At 64.9% G+C, this 20,758-nt stretch carries 25 protein-coding genes; 13 read left to right on the top strand and 12 right to left on the bottom strand.

Going from position 1 to position 20,758, the window contains the following annotated elements; genetic code table 11:
• Nucleotides 1-3: 3 nt before the first annotated feature.
• The 5 genes from HBA99_RS06450 to lpqS (HBA99_RS06430) all read right to left on the bottom strand — a co-directional run bounded on the left by HBA99_RS06450 (nucleotide 4) and on the right by lpqS (HBA99_RS06430) (nucleotide 3,738).
• The gene (locus HBA99_RS06450; protein ID WP_044104251.1) at nucleotides 4-1,317 is read right to left on the bottom strand and encodes an MFS transporter; all 1,314 of its coding nucleotides are present in this window, start codon (nucleotides 1,315-1,317) and stop codon (nucleotides 4-6) included.
• Nucleotides 1,269-2,294 carry a PLP-dependent cysteine synthase family protein gene (locus HBA99_RS06445; protein ID WP_030094724.1) on the bottom strand — a complete coding sequence of 342 codons (1,026 nt, stop codon included), beginning with the start codon at nucleotides 2,292-2,294 and terminating at the stop codon, nucleotides 1,269-1,271. The genes HBA99_RS06450 and HBA99_RS06445 overlap by 49 nt, the downstream gene beginning before the upstream one ends.
• Before the next feature lie 167 nt (nucleotides 2,295-2,461).
• On the bottom strand, nucleotides 2,462-2,884 hold the full coding sequence (lpqS, locus tag HBA99_RS06440) for a putative copper homeostasis (lipo)protein LpqS (protein ID WP_109394765.1): 423 nt from the start codon (nucleotides 2,882-2,884) through the stop codon (nucleotides 2,462-2,464).
• Between the two features lie 19 nt (nucleotides 2,885-2,903).
• Nucleotides 2,904-3,326, bottom strand: coding sequence for a hypothetical protein (locus HBA99_RS06435; protein ID WP_081347595.1), 423 nt, complete (start codon nucleotides 3,324-3,326; stop codon nucleotides 2,904-2,906).
• Nucleotides 3,327-3,372: 46 nt separating this feature from the next.
• Nucleotides 3,373-3,738, bottom strand: a complete 366-nt coding sequence (lpqS, locus tag HBA99_RS06430) for a putative copper homeostasis (lipo)protein LpqS (RefSeq protein WP_030094721.1) — start codon at nucleotides 3,736-3,738, stop codon at nucleotides 3,373-3,375.
• A 179-nt stretch (nucleotides 3,739-3,917) separates the two neighbouring features.
• Between lpqS (HBA99_RS06430) and HBA99_RS06425 the strand changes: the two genes are divergently transcribed.
• The 5 genes from HBA99_RS06425 (at nucleotide 3,918) to HBA99_RS06405 (ending at nucleotide 8,633) form a co-directional block, all read left to right on the top strand.
• On the top strand, nucleotides 3,918-5,441 hold the full coding sequence (locus tag HBA99_RS06425; RefSeq protein WP_070951378.1) for a multicopper oxidase family protein: 1,524 nt from the start codon (nucleotides 3,918-3,920) through the stop codon (nucleotides 5,439-5,441).
• Between the two features lie 79 nt (nucleotides 5,442-5,520).
• Nucleotides 5,521-5,907, top strand: coding sequence for a VOC family protein (locus HBA99_RS06420; protein ID WP_070951379.1), 387 nt, complete (start codon nucleotides 5,521-5,523; stop codon nucleotides 5,905-5,907).
• Nucleotides 5,900-6,280, top strand: a complete 381-nt coding sequence (locus HBA99_RS06415; protein ID WP_070951380.1) for a nuclear transport factor 2 family protein — start codon at nucleotides 5,900-5,902, stop codon at nucleotides 6,278-6,280. The genes HBA99_RS06420 and HBA99_RS06415 overlap by 8 nt, the downstream gene beginning before the upstream one ends.
• 332 nt (nucleotides 6,281-6,612) lie before the next feature.
• The gene (locus tag HBA99_RS06410) at nucleotides 6,613-7,470 is read left to right on the top strand and encodes a serine/threonine-protein kinase (protein WP_070951381.1); all 858 of its coding nucleotides are present in this window, start codon (nucleotides 6,613-6,615) and stop codon (nucleotides 7,468-7,470) included.
• Nucleotides 7,467-8,633 carry a hypothetical protein gene (locus HBA99_RS06405; RefSeq protein WP_131822799.1) on the top strand — a complete coding sequence of 389 codons (1,167 nt, stop codon included), beginning with the start codon at nucleotides 7,467-7,469 and terminating at the stop codon, nucleotides 8,631-8,633. Before HBA99_RS06410 ends, HBA99_RS06405 begins: the two co-directional genes overlap by 4 nt.
• 808 nt (nucleotides 8,634-9,441) lie before the next feature.
• On the opposite strand, the gene ychF is transcribed toward HBA99_RS06405, so the two are convergent.
• A complete protein-coding gene (ychF, locus tag HBA99_RS06400) occupies nucleotides 9,442-10,515 on the bottom strand; it encodes a redox-regulated ATPase YchF (RefSeq protein ID WP_070951383.1) in 1,074 nt (357 codons plus the stop codon).
• 3 nt (nucleotides 10,516-10,518) lie between these two features.
• Here ychF and HBA99_RS06395 point away from each other — a divergent pair, with 3 nt between their 5' ends.
• Nucleotides 10,519-10,905 carry a DUF488 domain-containing protein gene (locus tag HBA99_RS06395; RefSeq protein ID WP_064408035.1) on the top strand — a complete coding sequence of 129 codons (387 nt, stop codon included), beginning with the start codon at nucleotides 10,519-10,521 and terminating at the stop codon, nucleotides 10,903-10,905.
• On the opposite strand, the gene HBA99_RS06390 is transcribed toward HBA99_RS06395, so the two are convergent.
• From HBA99_RS06390 to HBA99_RS06375, 4 genes are all read right to left on the bottom strand, one after another.
• Nucleotides 10,895-11,194 carry a hypothetical protein gene (locus tag HBA99_RS06390; protein WP_070922653.1) on the bottom strand — a complete coding sequence of 100 codons (300 nt, stop codon included), beginning with the start codon at nucleotides 11,192-11,194 and terminating at the stop codon, nucleotides 10,895-10,897. The two genes, HBA99_RS06395 and HBA99_RS06390, sit on opposite strands and share 11 nt — an antisense overlap.
• Before the next feature lie 66 nt (nucleotides 11,195-11,260).
• The gene (locus tag HBA99_RS06385) at nucleotides 11,261-11,620 is read right to left on the bottom strand and encodes a hypothetical protein (protein WP_064408031.1); all 360 of its coding nucleotides are present in this window, start codon (nucleotides 11,618-11,620) and stop codon (nucleotides 11,261-11,263) included.
• An 88-nt stretch (nucleotides 11,621-11,708) separates the two neighbouring features.
• Nucleotides 11,709-11,930, bottom strand: a complete 222-nt coding sequence (locus HBA99_RS06380; RefSeq protein ID WP_057969291.1) for a PspC domain-containing protein — start codon at nucleotides 11,928-11,930, stop codon at nucleotides 11,709-11,711.
• Nucleotides 11,931-11,966: 36 nt separating this feature from the next.
• A complete protein-coding gene (locus HBA99_RS06375; RefSeq protein WP_070922654.1) occupies nucleotides 11,967-12,284 on the bottom strand; it encodes a hypothetical protein in 318 nt (105 codons plus the stop codon).
• A 119-nt stretch (nucleotides 12,285-12,403) separates the two neighbouring features.
• Here HBA99_RS06375 and HBA99_RS06370 point away from each other — a divergent pair, with 119 nt between their 5' ends.
• From HBA99_RS06370 to HBA99_RS06360, 3 genes are all read left to right on the top strand, one after another.
• Entirely contained in the window at nucleotides 12,404-14,671 is a 2,268-nt protein-coding gene (locus tag HBA99_RS06370; protein ID WP_070951384.1) for a carbon starvation CstA family protein, read from the top strand.
• Nucleotides 14,668-14,847, top strand: a complete 180-nt coding sequence (locus HBA99_RS06365) for a YbdD/YjiX family protein (RefSeq protein WP_064410186.1) — start codon at nucleotides 14,668-14,670, stop codon at nucleotides 14,845-14,847. The genes HBA99_RS06370 and HBA99_RS06365 overlap by 4 nt, the downstream gene beginning before the upstream one ends.
• 62 nt (nucleotides 14,848-14,909) lie before the next feature.
• Complete coding sequence (locus HBA99_RS06360) at nucleotides 14,910-15,845, top strand: DMT family transporter (protein ID WP_199253011.1); 936 nt, start codon at nucleotides 14,910-14,912, stop codon at nucleotides 15,843-15,845.
• Nucleotides 15,846-15,851: 6 nt separating this feature from the next.
• Here the strand turns inward: HBA99_RS06360 and HBA99_RS06355 are convergent, their stop codons facing one another.
• Nucleotides 15,852-16,850 carry a 4-hydroxy-3-methylbut-2-enyl diphosphate reductase gene (locus HBA99_RS06355; protein WP_109494146.1) on the bottom strand — a complete coding sequence of 333 codons (999 nt, stop codon included), beginning with the start codon at nucleotides 16,848-16,850 and terminating at the stop codon, nucleotides 15,852-15,854.
• Between the two features lie 60 nt (nucleotides 16,851-16,910).
• Between HBA99_RS06355 and HBA99_RS06350 the strand changes: the two genes are divergently transcribed.
• Genes HBA99_RS06350 through HBA99_RS06335 form a run of 4 tightly spaced genes read left to right on the top strand, consistent with a single transcriptional unit; the run spans nucleotide 16,911 to nucleotide 20,129 of the window.
• On the top strand, nucleotides 16,911-17,618 hold the full coding sequence (locus HBA99_RS06350) for a lipid droplet-associated protein (RefSeq protein ID WP_070951386.1): 708 nt from the start codon (nucleotides 16,911-16,913) through the stop codon (nucleotides 17,616-17,618).
• Nucleotides 17,611-18,843: an exodeoxyribonuclease VII large subunit gene (xseA, locus tag HBA99_RS06345; protein WP_057969295.1), complete on the top strand. Its 1,233-nt coding sequence runs from the start codon at nucleotides 17,611-17,613 to the stop codon at nucleotides 18,841-18,843. Before HBA99_RS06350 ends, xseA begins: the two co-directional genes overlap by 8 nt.
• Complete coding sequence (locus HBA99_RS06340; RefSeq protein WP_070951387.1) at nucleotides 18,840-19,037, top strand: exodeoxyribonuclease VII small subunit; 198 nt, start codon at nucleotides 18,840-18,842, stop codon at nucleotides 19,035-19,037. Before xseA ends, HBA99_RS06340 begins: the two co-directional genes overlap by 4 nt.
• Before the next feature lie 9 nt (nucleotides 19,038-19,046).
• Nucleotides 19,047-20,129, top strand: coding sequence for a D-TA family PLP-dependent enzyme (locus tag HBA99_RS06335; RefSeq protein WP_070951388.1), 1,083 nt, complete (start codon nucleotides 19,047-19,049; stop codon nucleotides 20,127-20,129).
• Nucleotides 20,130-20,140: 11 nt separating this feature from the next.
• Here the strand turns inward: HBA99_RS06335 and HBA99_RS06330 are convergent, their stop codons facing one another.
• On the bottom strand, nucleotides 20,141-20,713 hold the full coding sequence (locus HBA99_RS06330) for a DUF4245 domain-containing protein (protein ID WP_030094700.1): 573 nt from the start codon (nucleotides 20,711-20,713) through the stop codon (nucleotides 20,141-20,143).
• Nucleotides 20,714-20,758: the final 45 nt, after the last annotated feature.

Here is a 20,758-nt window from a genome sequence, read left to right as displayed (position 1 = left end):
TACTCAGGCATTGGCAGCCCGCGCCACTTCCCTGCCCTGGTCCAGCAGACCTGCCCGCCGCAACGCGAACAGCGCCGCGGCACACACCAGCCCGATCCCGGTCAGCGACACCCATAACAAGGCCGGCTTACCGTGCTGCTGGGTGTAGCCGAATATCGAGCCGGTCAGCAGGTTCCCGGCCAAGATGCCGACGCCGACAATCGTGTTGTACAGCCCATAGTGGGTGGCCACCAACCTGTTGCGCGCCAACCTGACCACGGTGTCCATCTCGAAGGGGAACGTCGCGATGGTGCCCACGGCCAGCAGGGCCGCCGCCAGCAGCAGCGCACCGACGGCAGCGAGTTGCCCTGCCGACGCCGCTGTCGGTAGCAGCATCAGCGGCACAAAGGCTGCCGCGATGACCAGCATTCCGAACACCAGGCTGCGGCTGGGGCCGAATCGCGCGGAAAGCCACCCGGTGAGTCGCACCTGCCCGGCGATAGCGACCAATCCGGACACCACGAAGATGCTTGTCACCAATACCGTTTCAGACTTCTTGTCGCCGGTCAGCAGAGCCGCCTGGAACGGCAGCGCGAGGTAGACCTGGAACGTCAGCACGTAGGACCCGATCATGGCGCCGGAGAACAACAGGAAGGCCCTGTTGGACACCACCGAACGCCAGTCGGCGAGCACCGGCTGGCGTTCCGCTTCCTGCTCTGCGCGGTTCGGCGGCAGCGCCATCAACTGGATCACCGTCAGGACCGCGAAGACCGCTGCGGCGACGGCGCAGGTGATCCGGAAGTCCCATGCCGTCAATGCGAGTCCAACAATCGGCCCGAAAAGGATTCCCGCCTGGTAGAAGACGTTGAAGACGGCGAAGGCCTCCACCCGACGTTCCCCGGAATCTGCTGCCAGGTAGGCGCGCACCGCGGGGTTGAACAGAGCACCCGCGAAACCCGTTGCCGCCGAGGCGATCAGTATCGCCGGCAGGGAGCCGACGAAGGCCAACATCAGGAATCCGCCGGTACGCAACAGACATCCCGCCACAATCAGTGGTTTGTATCCGAACCTGTCGGCCAGCGTGCCGCCGACCAGAAACATGCCCTGCTGAGAGAAGTTCCGGACACCCAGCACCAGCCCCACCATCCATGCGGCCAAGCCCAACGGCCCGGCCAGGTATCCGGCGAGGTAGGGCATCAGCATGTAGAAGCCGACGTTGATGGCGAACTGATTCACCATCAGAATCTGGCTGGGCCGATCGAAAGACCGGAACTGACGGAAGGTTTCGATCACGCCATTCTCCCGATTGGGTCGATCACGCGGGTCAGCCTGGTCCATCGGTCCACTACCCGATCCGACGGATCGTCGATCACGTCAGGATCCTGCGCCGGTGGACGGTCCAACAGATCGTGGCTGCGGCAGTAATCGTCATCGTAGATGGTGCCGTGGTAGCGCATCGGACCGTCGGGGAAGATCGCCGCGACACGGGATCCGGGAGCCGATGTCCGTGCCACCCACCCCGCGACCAATGCCACTGCCCCGACGCTCCACCCGCCGCTGGCGTGGTACGCAGCGGCCAGCGTCCGGGCCGCCCAGACGGCCTCATTCGGTGCCACCCAATGCGCTTCGTCGAATGCGGCGTAGTCGACATTGCCCGGATAGATGCTCGACCCGAGACCGCGCATCAGGCGTGAGCTGGCGGGCTGCCCGAAAATCGTGGAGCCGATGGTGTCGACCCCTACCAGTCGCAGGTCCGGATTATGTTCCCGCAGTACACGTCCCACACCCGAGGAATGTCCGCCGGTTCCCACCGAGCAGACCAGGGTATCCACTGTTCCGAGCTGGTCGATCAGTTCTTCCGCGAGCCCGCGGTAGGCATCGACATTGTCGGGGTTCTGATACTGATCGGGGCACCACGAATCCGTTTCGGCGGCAAGTATTTCTGCGACACGATCCTTACGCGCCTGCTGCCATCCTCCGATCGGATGTGGTTCTGTGACGATCTCGACCCGAGCGCCGTAGGCGGTCAACATGCTGCGCACGATGGGCTCCAGGCCCGGATCGGTGACGAGGGTGACCGGGTGCCGGTAGATGATTCCGGCCAGCGCCAGTCCCAGCCCCAGCGTCCCGCTGGTTGATTCGACGATCATGGCACCGGGCTTGAGTTCTCCGCGCGCCCTGGCCTGTTCGATCATGTGCAGCGCGGGCCGGTCTTTCATGCCGTTGGGGTTATGACCTTCGAGCTTGGCCCAGAAGCCGGTGCCCGGCGTCGCGAACGGCTCCGATACCCACAGCACCGGGGTGTTGCCCACCAGCGTGTTGGGGTCGTGGAACTTAGGCCCTAGGTGTGTGCAGCTACGACGAGATGACAGAGCAATGCTGTTGTTCATTGAGAATCCCTGCGTGGGGGCCGCACGGCGCGGCCGGGAAGCTGATGACGGCGTGCGGGCATGGCGGAACTCCGCTTTGCCCGAGGGGCCGATCAGCGCCGAATGACGCAGAGTTTGGTGAGAATGTCGCGGCCCGTTCGGGCCCCGTGATAACCGATAGCACGTGGTGGACCGCGCGAGAGTTGGGCAGCCACGGGCTGGAACACCAACATGGCGAGAGCAAACGCGGCCAGCACGAAGAGAATCCGCAGTGGATTGAAACCCCGGGCCAGTGCGACCAGCCCGTCCGCGGTCTGACATGCCATCTCGTGGACCGCGTTGTCGAGGTGCGCATGGGTAGCCGATGGCCCGTGCCCCTGGAGTGCGGCGTGCGTCGCCTTATGGTGCGGCGCCTCGCCGCCACCATGACCGACGGAGACACAGTGCAAGACCGGCAGGGTCGCGACCGTTGCGACGAGGACCGCGACCAGCCACAGCCGCCCACGGCGACTCGTGCGGCGCGCTCCGGTCAGCATGACGCGAGGTTAGCACGATTTAACATACCCTCATGGGGTATGTGACCTGATCGCTATCTAACTGTGGCCAGCACTCAACGCTGACATGCATGACCCGGTAGTCCAGCACCTGGACCAGCGGACTGGTGGGATCGGCCACACGGATGCGCTGCCAGCGGTACTCCGACCGCCCCTCGCGCACGGAGGTCGCAACGCACTCGCTCAGCGGTGCGCTGCCGCGCCGATTGATGACGACCTTGTCTCCCCGGGCCTTCAGGGACGTGATGACAACGTCGGCGTTCCCATGGTTCTTGGGACCGGCGTCGGCACGCGGCGTGCCAACAGCCATGAGTGCACCAGCAGCGGCCGCGGCCACACAGAGGCCGCCGAGGCGGTGGAAGATGAGGCGTCCGTACATAACGATTCCCAACGTCTGCGCCACTTCGGTGTGGCGAGTCTTCACTGACAGCCGTATGCGGCAGCAGGACATATCCGCCGCAAGGGATTCATCAGCGCCGACTCACGCAGATCTGATGCAGACGGGCCCTGCCGCCAACGACCGTGACACACGCAGGACGACGCGGCGGCGCGCGTGTGACCACCACCCGCAAAGGGAGCAGCGAAACAGCCAGGGTCACGACCAGCGCCGCCGCCCATAGCATTCGGAATGCGTTACCGGATCGGACTTTTCCGGCGATCACATCGAAGATCTGGCTGGTGAAGTCCTGGGAGGCCCGGCCGATGTGCTGGCCCACACCCTCAACCGCGTCAGACGCGGACGCAGCGAGCTGGTGCGAAGCGACCGGGAGCGCCGCATCGGCCATCACCGTGCAATGCAGTACCGGCAGTGCGGCGATCACGCCTGCGACAAACACGGCTATCCATCGAGATCCCGACGAACCCCTGATTTTCACCACGTCGCCTCGGCCAGGACACGGGCACCCGACACGACGCGGACCCGCCACACCGGTTGCAGTTCACCACTGGACGGCAACACACCCCGACCGTAGCACGCGATTCGCTTTAAATACCCCTACGGGGTATACATAGCATCATGACAACGGGCAATTCACCACTGCTTGGCCGCCGCGAGCTCCTCCGTCTGGGCATGACCGTGGCCGCAGCCGGGTTTCTCGCGTCCTGCACCAGGAGCCCCTCCGGAACCGCGACACCACAACGCGTTACACCTGATTCAGCCCGAGTCGCCGCAGTAGAAGCGGCCCGGCGACCCCAAGGGGCCGCGATCAGACAGTTCGCTCTGAACGCCGGGCCCACTCAGCTCGACCTCGCCGGCACCCAGGTGCAGACGTGGGCATACGGAGGGCGGGTACCCGGCCAGGAGATCCGTGTTCGAAAGGGTGAAATCCTGCGGGTGCAAACTGTCAACAATCTCCCGGCGCCCACCACCGTGCACTGGCACGGGCTCGCCCTGCGCAACGATATGGACGGCGTGCCCGGCCTCACCCAGCCGGAAATACCGCCCACCGGAGTGTTCGATTATGAGTTCGCGGTGCCTCACGCGGGGACGTACTGGTTCCACCCCCATGTCGGTACACAGATCGATCGCGGACTGTACGCGCCGCTGATCATCGAGGACCCCGATGAGCGCACCGAGTACGACGAGGAGTTGGTGGTGGCGCTCGATGACTGGATCGACGGCACCGGTACCGATCCCGACCAGGTGCTCGAAGGGCTACGCGCCAAGGGCATGCCCCCGATGGATCATTCGATGATGGGAGGCATGGGATCTGACCCGACCGCGCCGCTGGGGATGGACGCCGGCGATGTGAAGTACCCCCACTATCTGATCAATGGGCGGGTGGCTGCCGATCCGCAGGCCACTACGTATCCCGCCGGACAGCGGGTGCGGTTGCGCATCGTCAACGCCGGCGGCGATACGGCGTTCCGGGTCAGCATTCCCGGCGTGCCGATGACGGTTACCCACACCGACGGCTTCCCGGTGCAGCCCTTCCAGGCCGACACCATCCTGGTGACCATGGGCGAGCGAGTCGATGCCGTCGTCACCATCCCGGGTTCGTCGGTGCCGCTCGTGGCAGTGCCGGAAGGGAAAGATGGCTTCGCCCAACTGATTCTGCGTTCCGGAGATACCGCGGTGCGCGGGCGCGCCGAAGATGCCGCGATGCTGATGAAGTCCCAGGTGCCACTGGACACCGCGACACTCAGCGCTGCCCCCGAGGTTCAACTGAGCCAGCGCAACACGGACATCGTTCACGATGTGCGGTTGGCCGGTCCCGTCGGCAAGTACACCTGGACCATCAACGGCAAGACCTACGATCCACGCGACGGGCTGCCCGTACGTGAGGGCCAACGGGCACGGCTACGTTTCGTCAATGACTCGATGATGTTCCACCCCATGCATCTCCACGGGCACACCTTCTCGGTCCGAGATGCGAAGGGGACGTACCGCGCCCGCAAAGACACGGTCCTCGTCGCCCCCATGAAGACCGTCGAGGTGGACTTCGATGCCGACAATCCCGGGCAGTGGCTTACCCACTGCCACAACATCTATCACGGCGAAGCCGGAATGATGGCGGTCGTGTCCTACGTGCAGGACTAACGCGCGGCAGATTGTCCGACACACCACGAAGTGCCCGGGTTTATGCGACAACTCCGGTTGGTCGGTCAACAATGGGCTGGTGACGAATCGTTGGATGGGGCTCACGATCGACTGTGCGGACCCTGCGCGGCTCTCGTCGTTCTGGGGTGCACTCCTGGCCCTCGCACCCACCGCCGAGCACGGTGACGATCCGGGATGGGCCACGCTGGGCACACGCACCGGCAATCAACCGCGACTCACCTTTCAGCGTGTACCGGAGGCGAAGACCTCGAAGGTGCGGCTTCATCTCGACGTTGAAGTCGACGACATCGATGCTGCGCGCACTCAAGTCGAGCGCCTCGGCGGGGCGTGGTCCGGCGAGCGTCATGACTATGACGAGGGCGTGACGCTCATGATGCTCGATCCCGAAGGAAATGAGTTCTGCCTCGTCCAGTTCTACGATTCAGAGAAGGGCCTCCATGACTGACACGGATCCGCGAGGTGCGCTGGAAGCCCACTGGGCAGCCTCCGACGCGAACGACTTCGACGCGGAGCATCGTGTCTATCGAGATGATGCGGTTCTCGAGTACCCGCAGTCTGGTGAGCGAATTCGTGGCCGCGCCAACATTCAAGCCTCGCGTGAAGCTCAACCGAACAGGAAACGGTTCACTGTGCGACGGATAACCGGTGGTGGCGATCTGTGGGTCAGCGAGCTAGTCGCGACGTACGACGCACAGCCCTTTCATGTTGTGAGCATCATGGAGTTCGAAGACGGCGAGGTGATCCGCGAAACGCAGTACTTCGGCGAACCCTTCGAAGCCGGACCATCCCGCACTCAGTGGATCGAACCCATCGGGTGATCAGATGCTGTCGGCACTAGATTCCGCCTCGGTTGTCACAAATCTCTACGGTGACCATGAATCACTACATGTTGACATCAGTGCTATCGGGGACAATCGAAATGAGAGTCGAGCCGCTTTCATCCACGTGGCTCGCGAGGTGAACGCAGTTCACCAACACGGGTGACAGCGATGGACGAGCACTTGCACCGGCGCCTCCTGGACGACAGCCGGGCCGCTGGCGAACCGTCAGGCCGACGCATCACGCAGGTTCCCCCCTACGGTGATCCGCGCCCGATATGATTCGCTGGTCGATACTTTGCCGGGTTCACATTGCCCGGGCGGGAGGGTATATGGGGGAGATCATGTCGGCACGCGAACTCATCACCGATGCTGCTGACCGCCTCGGACTGGAGGACGTAAAACCGCTGACTACAGGCGGCCAGAAGATCGTTTTGAGCGGCACACTCGCAGGCGCCCCCGCTGTCGCGAAGATTGTGATCGTGCCCGACGGTCCTAGCGGCCTCGAAGTGATCAGACGTGCTGTTCGCGAAGTTGACCTGTTGGGCGCGGTTGACTCACCTCACGTTGTACGAGTACTTACCGACGCCGTTGAAGTTGGTAACAAGCCAGATGCCATCTGCTGGGCAGAAGAACGGCTGTCTGGAAGTGACCTGTCGGCTAATCTCGACCCACCCTGGACTGAGGACCGAGCGTGGCAGCTCCTCACCGATGGCGCACTCGGCCTGAGCGCCTGCCACGAACTGTCGGTCGTACACCGAGACCTTTCTCCGGGTAACGTCCGGCTGACCGATGAAGACCGTTTCGTACTCATGGACCCTGGTCTGGCGCGGCATCTCGAGAAGACCGCACTAACGGGTGTCTTCCAACCGGGCACTGCGGGGTTCATGTCACCCGAGCACGTACCAGGAGGAAAACCCCTCCCTGCGAGTGATGTTTTCGTGCTTGGCGTGTTGACATTCAGAGCCCTCACGGGCGTCCTACCAATCCAGGTCGGTGCGAGTGGCGACGAGTACTTCAACCGGTTGCGCGACCAGTCCTGCCCTGATCTTCACGACCACCGGGCCGACCTGTCAAACGACCTCCGACGAGTCGTCAATGAGTGCCTCAACAAGCAGCCTGCCAGGCGATACCTTGATGGCACGGAGCTGTTCGGAGAAATTCGCAGGATTCGGGGGGACAACTCATGAGCGGCGTACTTATCCATGACAGTCGGGTAGTCGGACACAGAAAATGGGCAACGACGGCGGTGTCGTCGGGCTTCGCCGATGGCATCATCGCTACCCCGTTCTCAACGCCGCGCATCGCAGAAGATCGACACCCGAACGCCGCCACGCTTGCTGACGACATGCAAGACCTCAGTAGCACTTTCGTGTTCGACCCCATGACACACGCAAGGCTGTTACCGAGCACGAACAAACTAGAGTTCTACGACCAGTGGGACCTGTGGCCAACTGGCGACATGGACCTTTCGAAGGTGAGCACGCGCACAGCCCACGTCGAGCGCGTGTTTCAGGTTCAGGCAAGCCTGCAAGCGCCGTCGTTAGCCCCGACCGTTCAGCTTTCAACTCCTGTGTCGTCCGAGGCCACCATCGCTCTCGACATAGGGCGAATTGCTAGTGGCCTCGCGCCAGGCACGTGGCAGTCGCTGGTCGGTACGAGACAGTTTTGGGCGTCCGGCCCCGATCTCGATGGATACGTTGGCAGCCTCGCAACCCTGCGTGCCAAAGTATGGGTGGTCACCGTCGCCAATGAAGTCGTCATTGACTCCGAGCCCGACCTCACGGATGTCGCGGCCTTCGTTGGGCTTTGCCGCACTGTGCGCTCCCTGTCTCGGCGATCTCGAGTAATCGTCGGCTACTCCGACTATGCCGGGCTTCCGGCGGTCGCAGCAGGCGCCGATACCGTCGGCACTGGGTGGCACCGCGCCCAAAAGACCTTCGACCCGAAAGCGAGCTCGTTTCACATCGACTCTGATCCGGGCATCCGACGCCAAGCCGAGTACGTCACCCAGGGAAATATCCATGCGATTCTTCGCCGCGACACCGCCGACCAGATCGTCAAATGGAACAGCGCGCAGGCCGATGTGATTCGCGGCGGCCCGCTCCCCCCATCTGCAAATCTCGAACGAATGCATCACCTAAACCAGCTGCAAAAAGTCGTCCACGATATCAATGCTTGCAACCCCGGACGAGATCGCTACGTCGCACTTCGCGATCGGTACGCCGTCGCCGACACACATTTCAATGCGTTGATCTCAGGCGTGCCAGCAGTGAGGAGACACGACAAGGAGGTGTGGCGCGATGCCATGTCGGACGTACTAGAGGCGTATGCCGCTGGGGAAGGCTTCTGAGTTCAACCGGCTAACCTCCGAAGCCAAACGTTCTGATGCCTCCAGCCTCAACGAACGATGTGGCCTCCCTATGCGGGGCCTCCGTACCCAGGTGTCGCGAATAGCCAAACCAACATTCAACGCCTCGCACCGACGCTCTAGCTCGTCAGTATCACGCGGCGCCCGAAGCAGCACTAACACGGACGCATCAGCCCACGAAGAGTAGGTCAGCGCCTGACTCAACCCACGGCGCCAGTCTGAGACTTTCGCCTCGAAGGCATACGTTCGGCCAATTGGCTCGACACTTGGATGCCGCCGGTACCCTGCCCCCTGCGGAACGGTGGCACCGGTCAGTGCGAGGGCTCGAAGCCTCCGCTCGACCTGGCCGATACTCATGCCGGATGCTGCGGCCACACTCGCCGCAGTCCGAGTACGGTTCAAGCTAAGTTCTGCCACGACCGCACAATCGGCCGGGCTGTCGATGTACGGAACGTCTGCGGACAAGCGCTGCCCCAACGCCTCAAACCCGCGTGAAACGACGAGCAGATCGGGCACGCCACGCGGTCCCGGAAACTCGACCACAGCCATGAGTCCGTCATCGGCACCTGGCAAACGCTCCGCCAACGACCGAAGATCGGCATCCAGTTCACGCTCTATGGTCGGCTGGAACCGCTGGCCACGCCCTGCATACGCCTCGAACTCAGTCACGAACTTTCTGTGAGGAGCGAGGGATGCCATGAACGGAGCCTATCGCTCGGCTAGATCCTGCGACCTTACGCGTCACGATCAAGCGGGTGCACGCATCTGCGACACGTCAGTCACCAGGTGATCAGACGTTGAAACGGAATTCGACCACGTCGCCGTCGACCATGACGTACTCCTTGCCTTCCATCCGGACCTTCCCGGCCGCCTTCGCCGCGGCCATCGAACCGGCTTCGACGAGATCCTCGTAGGACACCACCTCGGCCTTGATGAAGCCCTTCTCGAAGTCGGTGTGGATGACCCCGGCCGCCTTGGGCGCGGTGTCTCCTTGGTGAATCGTCCACGCCCGCGCCTCTTTTGGCCCGGCGGTCAGGTAGGTCTGCAGCTTGAGCGTGTGGAATCCCGCATGCGCCAACGCATCCAGGCCCCGTTCGCTCTGCCCGATCGACTCCAGCAGCTCCGCAGCGGACTCCTCGTCGAGCTCCTGCAGCTCGGACTCGATCTTCGCGTCCAGGAACACCGCATCGGCGGGGGCCACCAGCTCCCGCAGCTGAGCGACCCGCGCCTCGTCACCGAGCACCGATTCATCGGCGTTGAACACGTACAGGAAGGGCTTGGTGGTCATCAGGTTCAGCTCCCGCACCACCGACCAGTCCTGCCCCGTCGAGAACAGCGTCTTGCCGCTGTCGAGGACCTCCTGAGCGGCCTTGGCAGCGTCAGCGAGCGGCTGACGGTCCTTCTTGGTCTTGGCTTCCTTCTCCAGCCGCGGCACCGCCTTCTCCAGCGTCTGCATATCGGCGAGAATCAGCTCGGTCTCGATCACCTCGATATCGGCGGCCGGATCGACGCGGCCGTCCACGTGCACGACGTCGTCATCGGCGAACACCCGCACCACCTGACAGATGGCATCGCATTCACGGATGTTGGCCAGGAACTTGTTCCCCAGCCCGGCCCCCTCGGAGGCACCCTTGACGATTCCGGCGATGTCCACGAACGTCACGGTCGCGGGCAGGGTCCGCGCCGAGCCGAATACCTCCGCCAGCTTGTCCAGGCGCGGGTCCGGCAGCGGCACCACGCCCTCGTTCGGTTCGATGGTCGCAAACGGGTAGTTGGCCGCCAGCACGTTGTTGCGCGTTAGCGCGTTGAACAGCGTCGACTTTCCGACGTTCGGCAGACCAACGATTCCCAAGTTCAGGCTCACGAGATGGTGAGTCTACGGACCCCGGCAGATAAGAATGCTCAGGTGACCTTTTCCACCAAGCGGATCTACGAGACTCCCGACCCCTCGGACGGTTATCGCGTGCTGGTCGACCGGCTGTGGCCGCGCGGCGTGAGCAAGGCTGCCGCGCAGGTCGACCTCTGGTTCAAGGACATCGCACCGAGCCCCGACCTGCGGGTCCGCTGGCATCACGCCCCTGCTGAGGAGTGGGCCACCTACGCCGACGAGTACCGCGCCGAGCTGGCCACCAATCCGGCGGTGGACACCGCTCACGAGCTTGAACGCGAACACGGCACCGTCACACTGCTCTACGCCGCCAAGGACCCGGAGCACAATCACGCGATCGTGCTGCGGGATTTCCTCAGCACTTGATGTCGACGTGCATCACGCGATGAGTCGACAGGATCGATCCACCCCAGCTAGTCCCCGGCGCATTGATCGACGCCCCCGGCGCCAATAACCTGCCGGGCCGCACGGCGGTCGCCTTGCAGTCCGCCATGGGCCCACTGCCCACACGGTTGATCACGACGACGTTCCCGCGCGCCTCCAAGTCGGCGATGACGTCGGCAGCAGGATCGCCATCGGGACCGGCCTGCGCCGTCGGCGCAGTGAGAAGTGTCGCTGCTACCGCCAGCGTGGATACCGCAAAACGAGAAATCATGGATGCTCCTGTGTAGAACCGCGTTATCGCGGCATGACTGATATGGGGTCGGGTTAACCGACCCCATCAGCACCGATTCACACAGCCTTTGAGCAGCACCATCCGGCCTGATTGGCCGGTAATTCTTTGCAGCACAGGCGATCCCCGTGTCGCGGTGAGCAGCACGTAGCGCACCACGAACCCGAGCACCAGCAGCATCGCCCCTGCGAGAACCCCGCGGCACATCTTGGCGATCTGCACCACCTGCGCGAAGGCATCGACCTGAGGTGCATCCGCCGGCGCCGCACTCGCACCGTCCGGGTCGACGGCGTGCGTCATCGCCGTTGCCTGGCCCATGACACTTCCGGGATTCACTCCGACGAAGCACACCACACCCAAGACAACGGCTAATGCGATAACCCTTAGGGGGTAATCGTATGACCGCATGCCCCGCACACTAGCTCATGATTTGCCCCCGTGCCGAGATCTATACACCCGGTGGTTACGAGAAATTAACTTAACGCCCGCCGTCGGGCTATTGCTCCCGCGGAATAAGAGCCCACAACACCAGGTAGGCCAGCACCTGCGGCCCGGGAAGCAGGATCGACGCGACCGTGAGCACCCGGACGATCGTCACGTCCCATCCGAAGCGCTGCGCGATTGCCGCGCACACCCCGCCGATCATCTTCCCCGCGCGGGGCCGTCGCAGTGCAGTAGTCATAAATTCACCGTAGACGGCCGAAACGTCCAGGCGCATCAGGGAAGCCCCTGATCTTTCCCTGGTCTTCGCGGCTCAGCATGCCAGGTCCACGTAGTAGGTTCCGTGGTCCAGCACCTTCTGAACCGACTTGCGGTGGGCGCCGACAGGATGCTCTTCTCGGTACACCGAGGTGCCCTGCCGCACCCCAGTTACCACGCAGTCCTCCAATGGCCACGTACCCGTTCGATTCAGCATGACGTAATTTCCTTGTTCTTCAAGGGAACTGATCACGGTCTCGGGGTCGCCATAGTCCTGCGGGCGCGCCTGCGCGACGGCCGCCAGTGCCACCGCCGCAATCGGCAACACCATGACGGCACCCAAAGACCTTGTAAACCACTCTGTTTTGGTCATACCCAACGCTATGAACCAAGATCACGAGCCACATCAGGGATGGCCCCGATCTTTCCCTGAACTTGAGCAGACACTCGATGTACGACAGGGCGCCACAGCGGGGACCTAAGGTAACGCGCATGGCCACCGCCGCAGAGCCCCAGGACCTGACTCCCCCACCCGGCGTCGAACTGCTGCGGACCGACCCCGACCTTCCACCCGTCGGCGTCATCGACAACCGGGCACCCTCACCCACGTCGCGCGTGGTGCTGGTGTTGGTGGCATTACTGGGAGCCTTCGCCTGGACGATGATCGCGCTGCTGCGCGGGGAACACGTCAACGCGGTCTGGTTCGTCGTCGCCGCGATCTGCACCTACCTCATCGCCTACCGGTTCTACGCCAAGCTGATTGAACGCAAGCTCGTCAGACCGCGTGATGACCGCGCCACCCCGGCCGAGACGCTCGACAACGGCAAGGACTTCGTCCCCACCGACCGGCGGGTGCTGTTCGGTCACCACTTCGCCGCCATCGCCGGAGCGGGCCCGCTTGTCGGCCCGGTACTGGCCGCGCAAATGGGGTACCTGCCCGGAATCATCTGGATTGTCGTCGGCGTCGTACTGGCCGGGGCCGTCCAGGACTACCTGGTGCTGGTGATATCAACCCGGCGCGGTGGCCGCAGTCTGGGCCAGATGGCCCGCGACGAGATGGGCACCGTCGGCGGTGTCGCCGCGATGGTGGCCATCTTCGTCATCATGATCATCCTGATCGCGGTGCTGGGCTTGGTCGTCGTCAACGCCCTCGGCGAAAGCCCCTGGGGCGTGTTCTCCATCGCGATGACCATCCCCATCGCGCTGTTCATGGGCGTGTATCTGCGTTACCTGCGGCCGGGCAAGGTCAGTGAGGTGACCGTCATCGGTGTCGCACTGCTGCTCGCCGCGATCATCTCTGGCCGCTGGGTTGCCAAATCAGGCTGGGGTGAAACACTGTTCAGCCTCGACAAAACCACCATCGCCTGGCTGATGATGTTCTACGGGTTCGCCGCCTCGGTGCTGCCGGTATGGCTGCTGCTCGCGCCCCGCGACTACCTGTCGACCTTCATGAAGGTCGGGACCATCGCGATGCTGGCCCTGGGCATCCTGATCGCCCGGCCAGTGGCGCAGCTGCCGGCGGTCAGCGAGTTCGCCTTCAATACCTCGGGCCCGGCCTTCGCCGGATCGCTGTTCCCGTTCCTGTTCATCACCATCGCCTGCGGGGCACTCTCGGGCTTTCATTCGCTGATCGCCTCGGGGACCACACCCAAACTGCTGGAGAAGGAGAGCCAGGCCCGCTTCATCGGATACGGCGGCATGCTCACCGAGTCCTTCGTGGCCGTCATGGCGCTGGTCACCGCGGCGATCCTCAACCAGCACTTGTACTTTGCGATCAACGCACCCACCGCAGCCACAGGCGGCACCGCCGAAACCGCGGCCGCCTACGTCAACGCATTGCCGATCGGCGGGCCCGACATCACCGGTGCGCAGCTGACCCAAACCGCCAAGGACATCGGCGAGACCTCGATCGTCTCGCGCACCGGCGGCGCCCCCACTCTGGCCATCGGGATCTCGCACGTCATGTCGGATGTATTCGGTGGCAGCGGGTTCAAGGCGTTCTGGTACCACTTCGCGATCATGTTCGAGGCGCTGTTCATCCTCACCACCGTCGACGCCGGCACCCGAGTTGCCCGGTTCATGCTGTCGGATTCCCTGGGGAACCTGGGCGGCCCGCTGCGCCGCTTCAAGGACGCCTCCTGGCGGCCTGGGGCGTGGATCTGCTCGGCGGTCGTCGTCGGCGGCTGGGGCTCGATCCTGCTCATGGGCGTCACCGACCCCCTGGGCGGTATCAACACCCTGTTCCCATTGTTCGGCATCGCCAACCAGCTGTTGGCTGCGATCGCTTTGACGGTGGTGCTGACGGTCGTCGTCAAACAGCGGCTCTACAAGTGGGCCTGGATTCCCGCTGTCCCACTGGCTTGGGACCTGATTGTCACCATGACCGCGTCCTGGCAGAAGATCTTCTCGTCGGATCCCGCGGTGGGCTACTGGAAGCAGCACCAGCTGTACGCGGACGCCCGCGACGCGGGTTTGACGACGTTCAAGACCGCCAAGACGCCCGAGGCCATCGACGCCGTGATCCGAAACACGTTTGTGCAGGGAACGCTGTCGATTGTCTTCGCCTCGTTGGTGTTGGTGGTCGTGGCGGCCGCCGCCTGGACGTGTCTGCGCGCGGTGCGGGCCGGAGGTCTGCCAACCACCGAGGACGACGATGTTCCGTCCCGGCTTTTCGCACCCAGCGGCTTCCTGCCCACCGATGTGGAGAAGGAAGTCGAGAAGCAATGGGCAGCACGTGAACTCGCCGGGACCCGGACATGAAGCTGATCAAGGGGCTGGTGTGGTGGTTCACCTCCGTCATGGGCGACCACGACTACCAGCGGTATGTCGAGCACCTACGGCGCCGCCATCCGGGCGCTCCGGTGCCCACCGAGGCCGAATTTTGGCGCGCGCGGTACGCCGATGCGGACGCGAATCCGTCGGCGCGATGCTGCTGACACAAGCACGCTGACGGGCACCGTTACCGAATATCCGGCTCGGCACCGGTACCTTTCAACATGTGACAGGTCAACGCGCCCGCTCATCGGTGGAAGCCGATCACCGGTCGGCGCACCCCGATATCCCGGGTGTGCCATGGTGGGGCGCAATCCTGATCGCGGTCGCTGGCACCGCGCTCGGTTTCGCAATTGACGCGATGGCCAATGGTGAGAAGCTGACCGGCGCGTTCGCCGGCTGCTACGCGGCGGGATGCGTCCTGGCGGTTTTCGCGGTGCGGTATTCATCGATCTTCACCGCCATCGTGCAGCCGCCGCTGATCCTGTTCGCGAGCATCCCGATGGCCTACATGATCATGTCGAAGGGACCGGCCGATGGCATCAGGAACATGGCCATCACCACCGGGTACCCGCTGATCGAACGCTTCCCGCTGATGATCAGCACCGCGTTGGGCGTGCTGATCATCGGAGTGGTGCGCTGGTACTGGGGAATGTTCACCAGTAAGCCCGCCAAAGAAAAGACGGCCAAGCCCAAGGCCGCGAAGACCACCAAGGCCGCCAAGCCGAGGACGTCGTCACGGACCCGGGTACAGGCGCTGGTGGATGCCGAGGCCGACACCACGGGCAGGAACGCGGGAACAACCACGCGGACCCGCCGCCCCCGCCCCGATGAGGCCGCCGCGCGGACACGCCACGGACGGCACGAGTCCGGCACGCGGCGCCGTCCCGCCCCCGATTCCGAACCCGTCTCGCGGCGGGCATCGGCGGTCGGCACTCCTTGGGAAGACGAGCGCCCGATGCGGACCGAACGCCGTCCCGCGCGTCGGGCCCGCGACGAATACGACGACTACGGGTATGAACCGCGGCCCCGCTACCGGGAGCCCCGCGCAGAACCCACGCGTGAGCCGCACCGCCCCGCGGTCAGGTACAGAGATGAGCGTCCACCGGCCCCACGGCGCCGTCCAGAGCGATACGACGACGCCTGGGACTACGACCGCTAGCGGGACCTAGCGCCGCGAGGCCCGCAGCTCGCGCGGCAGCGCGAACACCAGCGTCTCGTTCGCGGTGGTGACCGGCTGCACCTGGCCGTATCCGTGCTCCGCGAGCCGTTCCAAGACCCCGCGCACCAGCACCTCCGGCACCGAAGCACCCGAGGTGACGCCAACCGTCGTCACGCCCTCAAGCCAGGCCGGGTCGATGTCCTCGGCGTAATCGACCAGGTAGGACGCGTTGGAGCCCGCGCCGAGCGCGACCTCAACCAACCGCACCGAGTTCGACGAGTTGCGCGAGCCGACGACAATCACCAGTTCACATTCGGGAGCCATCGCCTTCACCGCCACCTGGCGGTTCTGCGTGGCGTAGCAGATGTCATCGCTGGGCGGGTCCTGCAGCGTCGGGAAACGCTCGCGCAGGCGCTGGACCGTCTCCATGGTCTCGTCGACGCTCAGCGTCGTCTGAGACAGCCAGATGACCTTGTTCTCGTCACGCACGGTGACGTTATCCACCGAGCTGGGGCCGTCGACCAACTGCACGTGATCAGGGGCCTCACCGGCGGTGCCGATGACTTCCTCATGGCCCTCGTGACCGATCAGCAGGATGTCGAAGTCGTCGCGGGCGAACCGCTTGGCCTCCTGATGCACCTTGGTGACCAGCGGGCAGGTGGCATCGATGGTCTTCAGATTGCGCGCGGCGGCGTCCTGGTGCACGGTCGGCGCGACGCCGTGCGCAGAGAACACGACGATCGCGCCCTCGGGCACCTCGTCGGTCTCATCGACGAAGATCGCACCCGCCTCGGCCAGCGTGTCCACCACATATCGGTTGTGCACGATCTCGTGCCGCACGTAGACGGGGGCGCCATGCTTCTCCAGCGCCCGCTCGACGGTCTCCACCGCACGATCGACCCCAGCGCAGTAGCCGCGCGGCTCAGCCAGCAGCACGCGCTTGCTCGTCGCCGGGCCGACGACGGTGCTCACCATCCCCGGAGTGCCCATATCGACTGCAGCCATAGTCACCAGCTTACGGCCCAGCCTTTCGCTGCACGACCGACGTAAGGCAAGCTTGGACCTATGATTCGTCCTCCGTTCGGCGTCCGGTTGCTTCTTGGGGTCGCCGCCACCGTTCTTGAAGAGACCCGCAAGCTGCCGCAGGCGGTGCTGACCTATCCCATGACGGCTGCCAGCCAGACCGTGCAGAACTTCATGCGGTTCCAGCAGACCGTCACGGAATTGGCCATCAAGGGCGACGAGACCTGGGAAAACATCTTCCCACCCACCGAGGAGCAGCCGGAGTGGGCGACCTTCGACGAGGACATCGACGAGCTCGATGCACCCGAACCCGACGAGACGCAAGCCAACGCCGTCTACGAGGACGCGGCCGAGCGGATGACCCAGGGCCGGTTTGCGCTGTACTCCTCCGAACCCGCAGCGCCGTCGGATTCCGAACCCGAGGTAACCGCACCGGCCCCCGAGGCCGCGCCGGTAGCCGCGAAGGCCGCACCGCGTAAGGCGCCTGCGAAGAAGGCTGCCGCCAAGAAGGCCCCGGCCAAAAAGGCAGCCCCGGCGGCACCGTCCGAGGCGGCGGACCCGAATGCTCCCGATGTCGTCGTCGAGCTCGGCTATCACGACCTGACGCTGGCGCAGCTGCGGGCGCGGTTGCAGTCGCTGTCCGTGAGCGAGCTCGAAGAACTGCTGACCTACGAAGACGCTCACAAGGCACGCGCGCCGTATCAGACCTTGCTCGCGAACAGGATCACCCGCGCCGCTGCCCGTGGCTGATCCGGGGACAAGCCCCGAGAACCCGTGGCCGGTCCGGGCCGTTGCCACCCGGGTGGCCAAGTGGATCGACCGCCTGGGCCAGGTGTGGGTGGAAGGTCAGCTGACGCAGATCGATGTGCGGCCCGGCAGCAAGACCGTGTTCATGGTGCTGCGCGACCCGGCCGCCGACATGTCGCTGACCGTGACCTGCCCTCCCGACATGGTGCGCAACGCCCCGGTGAAGCTGACCGAAGGCACCCAGGTGGTGGTGTGCGGTAAACCCACCTTCTACACGGTGCGCGGCTCGTTTTCTTTGCGGCTCAGCGAGATCCGTGCGGTAGGTATCGGTGAGCTGCTGGCCCGGATCGAGCGGCTGCGTCAGCTGCTGGCCGCCGAGGGACTGTTCGACGCGCGACTCAAGCGCCCGGTCCCGTTCCTGCCGTCCCGCATCGGCCTAATCACGGGCCGGGCCAGCGCCGCCGAGCACGATGTGACCTCGGTGGCCTTGTCACGTTGGCCCGCAGTGCAATTCGCGGTACGCAACACCCCTGTGCAGGGCCCACACGCGGTGGCCGAGATCGTGGCCGCGCTACAGGCACTGGACGCCGACCCCGCGGTGGACGTGATCGTGCTGGCCCGCGGCGGTGGCAGCGTGGAGGATCTGCTGCCGTTCTCCGACGAGACCCTGTGCCGCGCGATTTCGGCGTGCCGCACCCCGGTGGTCAGCGCCGTCGGGCATGAGCCGGACAACCCGCTCTCCGATCTGGTGGCGGACCTGCGCGCGGCGACGCCCACGGATGCGGCCAAGAAACTGGTACCCGACGCCGCGGCCGAACAGGCGTTGATTCTGGACCTGCGGCGCCGTTCGGCTCAGGCATTGCGCAACTGGGTGCAGCGCGAGCAGCGCGGGCTGGATCAGGTACGCAGCCGGCCGGTGCTGGCCGATCCGCTCCGGATGGTTACCGTGCGCCAGGATGAAATCGCCGTCGCGCGAACGGCATTGCGCCGCGACATGAAGCGGCTGGTGGAATCCGAATCGCAACGGGTGGGCCACTTATCGGCACAGCTGGCCACGCTGGGACCGGCCGCTACCCTGGCCCGCGGCTACTCGGTGGTGCAGCGGGTGCGCGACGATGGCACGGTGGAGGTGCTGCGGACGGTGACCGATGCACCCGCAGGGGCATCGCTGCGGGTGCGCGTTTCCGATGGTGCCGTGACTGCAACCGTGACAGGAGAATCGTCATGACCAATCCCGCCGAACTCGGTTACGAGCAGGCGCGCGCCGAGCTCATCGAGGTCGTGCAGCAGCTCGAACAGGGCGGCCTGGATCTGGACACCTCGCTGGCGCTCTGGGAACGCGGTGAGGCACTGGCCAAACGCTGCGAGGAGCACCTGGCGGGCGCACGCAAGCGCATCGAGGACGTGCTGGACTCCGAATAGTGTCAAGACATGTCTGACACGACGCAACCTTGTGGTCTGGACGATATCGACACCCCTTTCCTGGCCATCGATCTGGCGGTGATGGACCGCAACATCGAACGGCTGGCCGGGCGCCTACGCGGCACCGGGGTCCAGCTGCGGCCACATGCCAAGAGCCACAAGTGCGTTGAGATAGCACAACGCCAGATCGACAGCGGAGCCATTGGCCTCACCGTCGCCACCATCGGCGAGGCCGAGGTGTTCGCCGACGCAGGATTCACCGACCTTTTCATCGCCTACCCGCTGTGGCTGACTCCGCAGAAGGCCGACCGGATACGGAAGGTGACCGCCCGCGCGCAACTGCGGGTCGGGGTCGATTCCATCGCGGGTGCCCGGCAGTTGGCCGAGTATCTCGCCGATCTACCCATCACCGTCGTCATCGAGGTCGACTCCGGCCATCACCGCACCGGGGTCGATCCCGCCGAGGCCGGTGACGTTGCGGCAGCAGCGCGCGCCGCCGGACTGAATGTCGTGGGTGTCTTCACATTTCCGGGCCACGGCTACACACCGGGCCACCGCGCAGAGGTCGCCGCCCAGGAATCGCACGCGCTTGGAGCGGCCGCAGAAAGCCTGCGCGCACAGGGGATCGAGCCGTCGGTGATCAGCGGCGGCTCCACCCCCACCGTCGATGCCGCCGACAACACGGTGCTGACCGAGGTGCGACCCGGTGTCTACCCGTTCAACGATGCCCAGCAGTTCGAGTTGGAGGTCTGCACGCTCGACGACATCGCTCTCAGTGCCGTCACCACCGTGGTGCACACCCGCGACCGGACCGCCGTCGTGGACGCGGGCAGCAAGATCCTGGGCGCCGACCGGCCGGGCTGGGCCACCGGTTTCGGACGGGTAATCAGCGAACCGGATGCGCGCATCGTCGCGCTGTCCGAGCATCACGCAACCATCGAGTTTCCCGGGGCGGCACCGGATGCCGGCACCCGTCTGCGGATCGCGCCGAACCATCTCTGCAATGCCGTGAACCTGGTCGACACGCTGGTGGTGGATGCCTCGGGCGGCCCGCGCCGCTGGGCGGTGGCCGCACGGGGCGCCAACACCTAGATGCGCGCCTCCTAGCGCGGCAGCGGCTTAGCGGTTTGTACCGCCCGCGCGACGGTCCGGAAGTCTTCGGTGTTTCCGGACCCGGTGAGCGCGACGGTCACCGAGTTGTCCAGCCGCGTGGCCCACAGCGGCTCCGCACCCTCACCACCCTCGTACGCCACCCAGCTCACGCCGTCGACATTCTCCGGCCCGCGGGGCACCAGCCCACTGTTGAGCTTCGGGACCAACTTCTCCTCGGGGGCACCGCTCTGCACCACCGCCATGTACGTACCGGTCGGGCTCAGGTAGCCCACCTTGGACAGCGGCATCCCCTCGACGCTGTCGCGCCCGCCGGAGTTGGCCCGCCAGCCCGCGGGCAGCGACGGCTCCCGGACCGGAAACGAGAACTGCCGGGCATCGGCCTGCAGCGCGGCGTGCGCGTCATACGAGGGCGGCTCACCGACCGTCGGCCCATTCGGCGTGAAGGAACACATCCCCAGCAATCCGGCCAGCACGATGCACGCGACTACCAGCGGAGCCATCGACCAGAACATGTCCCGGCCGTCCTGAAACAACCGCGGCTTGGCCGGACGGGGTGCGGGCACGGCGATGCGATCGTCGGGTCCGGAATCTTGGTCCGGATCAGGTGC

Origin of the sequence: Mycobacteroides chelonae, from assembly GCF_016767715.1 — a bacterium.
GTDB classification, from domain to species: Bacteria; Actinomycetota; Actinomycetes; order Mycobacteriales; family Mycobacteriaceae; genus Mycobacterium; species Mycobacterium gwanakae.
Note: the sequence above shows the minus strand (reverse complement) of the source record. Positions and strands in the feature narration are given on the sequence as shown.